General features: G+C 53.3%; 4 protein-coding genes. All 4 read left to right on the forward strand.

Annotated features, from left to right (window positions below):
- The first annotated feature begins 119 nt into the window (after window positions 1-119).
- Window positions 120-1922 carry a sensor histidine kinase gene (locus ACTOY7_RS21200; RefSeq protein ID WP_482671831.1) on the forward strand — a complete coding sequence of 601 codons (1803 nt, stop codon included), beginning with the start codon at window positions 120-122 and terminating at the stop codon, window positions 1920-1922.
- 87 nt (window positions 1923-2009) lie between these two features.
- Complete coding sequence (locus tag ACTOY7_RS21205; protein WP_482671830.1) at window positions 2010-5156, forward strand: alpha-L-rhamnosidase; 3147 nt, start codon at window positions 2010-2012, stop codon at window positions 5154-5156.
- A gap of 805 nt (window positions 5157-5961) precedes the next feature.
- On the forward strand, window positions 5962-7104 hold the full coding sequence (locus ACTOY7_RS21210; protein ID WP_160283543.1) for a tyrosine-type recombinase/integrase: 1143 nt from the start codon (window positions 5962-5964) through the stop codon (window positions 7102-7104).
- A gap of 361 nt (window positions 7105-7465) precedes the next feature.
- On the forward strand, window positions 7466-7815 hold a 350-nt coding region (locus tag ACTOY7_RS21215), incomplete at its 3' end, for a transcription termination/antitermination NusG family protein (protein WP_482671829.1).

Raw genomic sequence — 7815 nt, forward strand, 5'->3', positions numbered from 1 at the left:
TCTGCTGTTTGCCGATATCATTGTGATCACGCTCCCGATGCTGATCCTGTTCATCATCTTCAATAAGAAGATCGTAGATGGCATGGTGGCCGGCTCAGTCAAAGGTTAAGGTAACAATTATGAAATTTCGCAGTAAGATAGTGCTTGCATATACCACTGTTGCACTGTTAGTCAGTCTGATCCTGGGCATTGCGGTGGCCAGGATCAGTCTTCAATATGAGATGACCAGCCAGAAAAATAATCTCCGGGTCACCGCAAAATCCTATGTGACCCAGATGGATGAGCGGCTCAGCCGGATGGACGCCATCATGAAATACATCCTGTCGGATACCGTCATGCTGGAAAGCATTACCTGGCTGGCGGAGGATCAGTACGGGGAGATTCCGAACCGCTATGTGCTGGATGCGAAATCCAATCTGGGCACCAGGCTGACCACGGAATACATTATGAAAAATTCACACCGGACCGTGTTCTTCAATCAATCCTCGTTTCTGGCCAGCAGCGCCACCTACACAACGGGAGCGGGAATTTTGCCGAAGCAGCGCCTGATCTCGGAATTTGAGGTGGAGGAGATCCCTTACCTGGAGCGGGCGGACGCGGCGGATGGAAATTCTGTGATCGTCAGTTCCCACCCGGATTACTGGAGCGCCAATGACAAGGTACCGGTCTATTCCCTGATGAAGGCGCTGCGGGGAGAAGGGATGGGCTATCTGGAGGTGGAGAACCGGATGGACAGCCTGGAATCGCTGGAAGCATCGGATCCGGATATTGAATTTTTGCTCATTGTGAATGGAGGAGAGATCCTTTACGCCAGCAATGGAGAATATGGAACGGAATTGTCTGAGGAGGACCGCGAATGGCTTCGAGATCAGCAGGAGAATCAGGTGCTGACGGAAAACGGCTCGATCTATACGAAAGCATCCTCTGAGGAGTTTGACCTGACGGTACTGGCGTATAAAGAGAACGTGCTGCTTGGCAAGGAAAGAGGGCAGCTTTTTTCCATCTCCTTTGCGGCGACGCTGGCCACCTTCGGCATCAGCCTGGCGATGATCATTTTCTGGGCAGGGATCCTGACCCGTCCCATCAAGCGTCTGCAGGAGACGGTGGAACATACGAATATCGAAAATCTGCAGGATAACCGGCACCTGGAGGCGGCCGGGGCACTGGATGAATTTCAGGAGCTGATCCGGTCCTATCAGGCCATGATGACGCGGCTGGACGAGGCACTGCAGAATGAGAAAAAGGCGGCGAAGCTGCAGCTGCAGGCACAGTTTGATATGCTGCAGGCGCAGGTGAACCCGCATTTTATCTACAATGTGCTCAATACGATCTCGTCCCGCGCGATCCTGGACAATGACGAGACCATCTGTGAGATGTGCGGCTCCCTGGGAACCATGCTGCGCTACTCTACGAACAACAAGGAACGGTATGCCTCGGTGGAGAAGGAGCTGGAATACTTGGACAGTTATTTTTATCTGCTGAAGGCCCGTCATGAAAATTCTCTGGAAGTGAGTATCGATGTGGACCGGGGGATCCGGCGGCAGACCATCCCGAAGATGACTCTGCAGCAGCTGGTGGAAAACTGCGTGAAGCATGGGTTTCAGAACATGGACACCGGCAGGCACATATCCGTAACGGGAAGGGTACTGGCGGACTGCTGGATTATCCGGGTGGAGGACAACGGCTGCGGAGTTTCGGAGGAAAAGCTTCTGGAGCTGCAGAGAAAGCTGGAGGAAGCGCGGAAGGATATTCTGGAGAGGGTCAAGCCCGCGGAGATGGAGATCGGCGGCATGGGTGTCGTGAACACCTACGCCAGATGCCTGCTGCTGTATTTTGAGGACTGCGTTTTTGAAATGGAAAATGTACCGGACAGTGGGGGATTTGCGGTGACTGTGGGGCAGAGGAAGCCCGGGAATACATAAAAAACGGAATGGGCCGCGGCCGGCAGAGTGTCTGCCGGGTCTGTAAACGTATGAAACAACGATATATCGTTAGGAAGGAAATTGGCTATGAAAATTGAACATTTAAAAATCAACCATCTGACGAATCCGCTGGGCTATGACCTGGCGAATCCCACCATTTCCTATGTGGTGACGGAGGCTGCGGGAAAGCAGCAAGTCAGCGCGCAGGTGCAGGTTTCTCTGAAGGAGGACTTTTCTGAGATCCTGTATGACAGCGGGGAGTGTGACAATGTGGTCAGTACGGGATTTGAACTGCCGCTCACGTTGTCTCCCATGACCCGATATTACTGGAAGGTCCGGGTGACGGATGAGACAGGGGATTGCGCGTGGAGCGAGGTACAGTGGTTTGAGACGGCAAAAACGGTGACCTGGCAGAGCGGTGTCCGCCGGCCGGGAGAGGCGGATTCCTGCCGGTCAGCGCAGGACAGCGCGTGCCAGCCGGAACAGACGGACGCTTGCCGGTCGGCTCAGGGAAGTGCGTGTCAGCCGGGACAGACGGACGGTTGCCGGTCAGAGCAGGACAGCGGGGGTCAGGAATCGGCGGACTGCGGTCAGGGCGGGCAGACCGGCACCTGGCAGGCGAAGTGGATCACCCCCAGGCTGGAGAAGCAGGTCCAGGCGGCGGTCTGGCAGGAGATTGAGATCGCAAAACCAGTGGTCAGAGCACGGGCCTACGCGGTGGGCTTAGGGCTCTATGAGTTCTATGTCAACGGGGAGAAGCAGGGGGAGGAATGCCTCCTTCCGGGATTCTGCGATTATGACAGCTGGATCCAGTACCAGACCTATGAGCTGAGTCTGAAAACCGGGAAAAACCGTGTGGAGCTGCTGCTGGGAGACGGCTGGTACAAGGGCCGCTACGGGATGCGCGTGAAATATGAGAATTACGGAGACCGTCTGGCGGCATTGGCGGAGATCCATGTCTGGTACGAGGACGGCACGGAGGAAGTATTCGGCACCGATGAGAGATGGAAGTCAAGGAAAAGCCGGATCGTGGACAGCGGCATTTATTCCGGAGAGGTGTATGACGCGGGGCTGGATGTCAGCGAGACCTTCAGTACGGAGCTGATCGAATTGGGGTATGACCGCCTGTCTCCCAGGCTGTCCCCGCCGATCACCGTGCATGAGCGGATCAGGCCTGTGGAGGTGATCCATACGCCCGCGGGAGAGACGGTCCTGGACCTGGGGCAGAACATGGTGGGGTGGCTGACCTTCCGCTGCAAGGCGCCTGCCGGGACGAAGCTGCATTTCCAGTTCGGGGAGATCCTCCAGGACGGGAATTTTTACAATGAAAACCTGCGTACCGCAGAAGCGGAATATACGTATATCTCAGACGGGACGGAGCGCTGGGCGCGCCAGTATTTTACGTTCTACGGGTTCCGCTTCGTGAAAGTGGAAGGCTGGGAAGGGGAACCGGATCCGGAGGATTTCCGGGGGCTGGTGATCCATTCGGACATGGAAGAGCTGGGAGAGATCACCACCTCGGATCCGCTGGTGAACCGCCTGGTCCTGAATGCGAAATGGGGCATGAAGGGGAATTTTGTGGATGTGCCCACCGACTGTCCTCAGCGCGATGAGAGGTACGGATGGACCGGGGACGCGCAGATCTTCTCCGGGACAGCCAGCTACTTTATGGATACCTGTGCATTTTACACCAAGTTCGGGCGGGATCTGTATGCGGAGCAGGTGAAGATGAACGGCAGCGTGCCGGACGTGGTGCCGGTCGCTAATTATCCGGGAGACGCTTCCACCGCCTGGGCGGACGCGGCAACGGTCATTCCCTGGAATGTGTATCTGCATTACGGCGACAAGAATATCCTGCGCCGCCAGTATGACAGCATGAAGGCGTGGGTCGATTATATGAAGCGGGAGGACGACGGAGACGGCGCGAAACGGCTGTGGCAGACGGGAACCCATTACGCGGACTGGCTGGCACTGGACGGAAATTACGCGGGCGGCGTCTACGGCGCGACGGACCCGGACCTGGTAGCCTCCGCCTACTATTATTATTCTGCGAATATCGTGGCAAAGTCGGCAAAGGTCCTGGGGAAGGAAGAGGACGCGAAGAGCTATGAAACGCTGGTGCGGGAGATCCATGATGCCTTTGTGAAGGAATATTTTACACCTTCGGGCAAGCTGGCGGTGGATACCACGACGGCTTATGTGGTGGTCCTGTACATGGGGCTGACACCGGATTTTGCCTATGAAAAGGTGCGCAAAGGCCTTCTGAACCGGCTGAAAAAGAATTTCTATCACCTGGATACGGGATTTGTGGGAACGCCGTACCTGTGCCGGATGCTGTCCGAACATGGGATGAACGACCTGGCGTACCACCTGCTCTTGGAGAAGGGGTATCCGGGATGGCTGTATGAGGTGCTGATGGGCGCTACCACTATCTGGGAGCGGTGGAATTCCGTGGAGCCGGACGGAAAGATCAGCGGAACGGAGATGAACTCGCTGAACCATTATTCCTATGGGTCCATTGTGGAATGGATGTTCCGCAATATGGCCGGGATCAATCCACGGGAGGAATATCCGGGATTTAAGAGATTTCGGATCGCACCAATGCCGAACTACCAGATTGGAAAATCCGAGGTACGCTTAAGGTCCGCGTCGGGGCTCATCGAGTCGGCGTGGGAGATTGACGGGAAGCAGTTGAAGTTCCGGTTTACGGTGCCATTTGATACTCAGGCGGAGATCGTGCTTCCGGACGCGCCGGCGGAGGTGATCCGGCAGCAGGTTGGAGATATGTCCGGCTGTCAGGGGAAAGAATTGTCCGGCGGGCAGAGCGGCGAAGCGGAGGTTGCTCAGGCAGGAGACGCAGGCTGCGGCCAGGACGGAGCAGCGAATGAGACCCGGCAGAGCGAAGGCGCAGGCTGCGGCCAGGACGGAGCAATGGGTGAGATCCGGCAGGACGGGAAGAATGTGGTGTTCCTTGCAGGGGCGGGAAGCTATGAGTTCTGCTATGAGCCAACCACACCGTACCGGAAGACCTACAGTCTGGATTCTACCTGGGAGGAATTGAAGGAAAATCCGAAGACCAGGGCGGTTCTGGATCAGGAGTATCATTTCGACAGGATTCCGTTTGAGAAGGAGCTGTGTACCCTGGAGGAGCTGACCTGGGCGCCGTTTACCGGGTATGGCGTTACGAGGGAGAAGCGGGAGAGACTGGACCGGATGCTGCGGGAAGTGGAATAGCGGCTATAAAAGAGTGTTGTAAAAAATATGTGGACCCATGTGCTTGCGGAAATGTCAAGTATGTGGGTCTTATTTTATTCCATGGGAAACATACAGCTATTTTATTCTGCTCATATTTAAACTCTCCGCAGAGGAGAAACCGGGAGCTGCACCCGATGGAAATAAACTATGCACAGAGAAATATTATGATTCGGAAAATCAGCCGGCAAGGGAAATGGGACATTTTGACGGGCGAATCATATTAAGATTGAAAAAAGGAGTCCACGCATGGACTCCTCCGGCCGCAGGCCCCACAAGCATCCGCAGCACAACCACTAAAAATAATATACAGCAATTGATATCAGAAGTTAATCTATATTTTAGTGGTCTGTAAATAAGTTTATGCAGGAATCTATAGATTATGAAATGTTTTAGAGAGTACAATCACACGATACAATTCTCGCAGATTACAACCATCTGCGAAAATGCTTTATAGCATATCTCGACATCTGTTACAATACACCTAACAGGTAGATTTGTCAACACCCATTTTTTCCCTGCCGGCGTGATATCCCTGCCGGCGTTACAGGTCACACCTTGACCAGGCGTGCCCTGTAACTCAGGCCGTCATTTAAAATTGCCTACGGCAATGGACGGCCTGAATCCCAGCTTTTATGTGCATCCTCCTGACCAATCAGCGTAGTGATTGGTCAGGGTGTGACATGTAACCTGCCGGCAGGCTTTTCTTTTGTTGATCCGGATGCTTTCCAATCTCAATATACAGACTGCAAAATCATAAATTTACATCAAGAAAAGGAGAATCATTATGGCCAGACAAGGTGAAAACATTTACCAGCGCAAGAACGGCAAATGGGAAGGCAAATACATCAAGGACAGGGTAAACGGCAGAATCAGATACGGTTATATTTCCGGCAGCAGCTACGACGACGTGCTGCGGAAAAAGCAGAGGGCCGCGAAAGCATATGAGGACTCTGTGAAAAAGGAATCCGGCGGCGGGGACCGGCTTCTGTTTTCCAACGTGGCTTCCGAATGGATGAAGGAAAAAGAGTCGTATCTCAAGCAAAGTACCATATGCAGATACCGCAACAACCTGAACCTCCATCTGCTCCCGGCTTATGGAGACCGGCTGGTCACGGATATCACGAGAGACGACGTGGATGCTTTTGTAACCAGGCTCTGTGCGTCAGACGGCAATAACGGTAAAGGACTGTCCGGCAATACCGCAAGGAGCGTTGTATCTGTTCTTAAAACCGTTGTGGAGTATGCCCGGGACTACAGGCGTGTTCCAGTGGCGAACCTGAACGGGATTTTCATCAAAAACCAGGGCAGGCCCATCCGTGTATTCAGCAGAAATGAGCAGAAAATGATCGAGGATTACCTTCATGAGAATATGGATCTGGACAATGACCTCATCGGAATCATGCTCTGCCTCTATACCGGCATCCGTCTCGGCGAGCTCTGCGCCCTCCGCTGGGAGGATGTCCTTCTCGATGAGGGGGAGCTGTATATCCACGCGACCATGCTGCGGATCCAGACCCCGGATCATCCGGATCACAGGACGAAGGTCATTACTACGATGCCCAAGAGCGGAAGCTCCATGCGGAGGATTCCGCTGCCGCCCAATCTGTACAAGCTGCTGTCGGAAATGAAAGGACCGGACGGAACCTATTTTCTGACAAGGCATGAAAATCTGTTTATCGAACCCAGGATCATGGAGAGCCATTTCAAGGCGGTCATTGACGCAGTCGGGATTGCGGATGCCAATTTCCATGCGCTCCGGCATACCTTCGCCACAAGATGCATTGAGCTTGGCTTTGATGTGAAGTCCTTAAGCGAAATCCTTGGCCATTCCAGCGTGAGACTCACCATGGACCGCTATGTACATCCGACCCGGGAAACGAAACAGAAAAATATGGACAAGCTTGCACAGCTCTTGCCCCGCGGATAGAAACGTATCAAAGGTTACATGTCACACCCCGACCAATCATCAAGCTGATTGACCGGGAGGATGCGCATAAAAGCATCCTGTTTCAGCAAATCCCTTTAAAGTCATGAAACGCGCCGCTGGGAGGAGGCGTTTTAGGCCTTCGTGTGAGCCATGCCGTCTTATTTGATCTAAGGACAACGCATAGAACTGATAAGGTGATTTTTAAGGTGATAAGGTGGTTTGATAAATCGGTCTGTTTTTCATGAATCCTGTTTTCATGGGCTTTTCAACGCTTTCTCGCAGATGGTTGTAATCTGCGATTCAAAACGTAAGCTGACTTGGCAGAAAAAAGAGCAAAATCCATGATTTAGGACGATGATCAATGAAGCAAAATGACAAGCGCCATTCCTCCCATTACTGTGTCCTCTACACGCAGACATTAAAGCAATGGGAAGTTACAACGGTACTTAAGAAAAAACTTCCGGAAGGAAGGGGCACGGTATTTTATCCCTGCATCGAGCTGTGGAGACACGACAGAAAAGCAACGGAGATCAGAGCGCTTTTCCCCGGATATCTATTTATCCGTTCCGATATGGAACCGGAGGAGCTCCATCATTTTATAGGAGAGCACCGGAGGGACGTATCGTCCTTCATCAAGGAGCTGCGTATCAGTGAAAAGAAGATTTCCGGCGGCGATGCCGCTGAGAGAGCGGATGAGGTCAATGAATACCA

Source organism: Schaedlerella sp. (assembly GCF_056796775.1).

Bases quoted from the DNA above. Each gene is read 5' to 3' on its own strand.
- ACTOY7_RS21210 (WP_160283543.1), top strand. From the start codon at position 5,962: ATGGCCAGACAAGGTGAAAACATTTACCAGCGCAAGAACGGCAAATGG.
- ACTOY7_RS21205 (WP_482671830.1), top strand. From the start codon at position 2,010: ATGAAAATTGAACATTTAAAAATCAACCATCTGACGAATCCGCTGGGC.
- ACTOY7_RS21200 (WP_482671831.1), top strand. From the start codon at position 120: ATGAAATTTCGCAGTAAGATAGTGCTTGCATATACCACTGTTGCACTG.